Genomic DNA, 759 nt, shown 5'->3' with positions numbered 1-759 from the left:
AAATTGAGTGTAAAACCGCCATCTTTGTAAGGAGCACTTGCAATAATATACTCCTTCTGGTCTTCATTTGACCAAACTACCACTTTTACGGAATCAACTTCTACCGCGCCGGTGGAGACATTGCTTGCCGTAATTTCAAGGCTACCATCAGCTTTAATGCTGCCATCGACACCGACACCATTTTCTTCATCCTCTTCTTTGTTGCAACCAACAAACCCCGCTGAAACAGCCATCGCTGCCAGCAAAAATACATTTTTAAACTTTGTCATTTCTTTTAATTTTTAAATTTGACATTTATTTTTAATTCTAACTCTTTCCCTACTCTATGCGGTAACGCGGCTTCGTAGGTGTCTTACCCCAATTTTATCCGGTTGTTGGTCAACCGTTGTCCTTCCTCAGATACGCAACATAAAAAAAGCGCGGACAAAACTCGTGATTTTTTATCCGCTTCTTGAGGTTCTAGACTACCTGACATCCAAATAAATGAGCATTGCCCCCACCGCCGTGTGAACGTTGTCTCTACTATTTTGAATGTTTTGAAATTGTCTAGATTCCAAGAAGCAAAATATAAGCCTAAACGCTTTTCCCAATCTTAAAATGTGCGCATTACCACTGTCATGTCATCATAATCTCCTATAATTTAATACGTTATCACTCGTATTCGCTCATTCATTCGAGCAAATATCGTCCGATATTTACTTATTCATAACTTAGCGTAAATATCGGCGGCAAAGGTAAGGATTTTTTTTTGAAATACAC

1 protein-coding gene is annotated in these 759 nt (G+C 39.0%); it reads right to left on the bottom strand.

What is annotated here, in order from left to right; genetic code table 11:
• Nucleotides 1-269, bottom strand: a 269-nt coding sequence (locus ASC50_RS02325; protein WP_226995343.1) for a hypothetical protein, incomplete at its 3' end; no start/stop codon positions are given.
• Nucleotides 270-759: the final 490 nt, after the last annotated feature.

The organism is Candidatus Symbiothrix dinenymphae, assembly GCF_001431085.1.
Note: the sequence above shows the minus strand (reverse complement) of the source record. Positions and strands in the feature narration are given on the sequence as shown.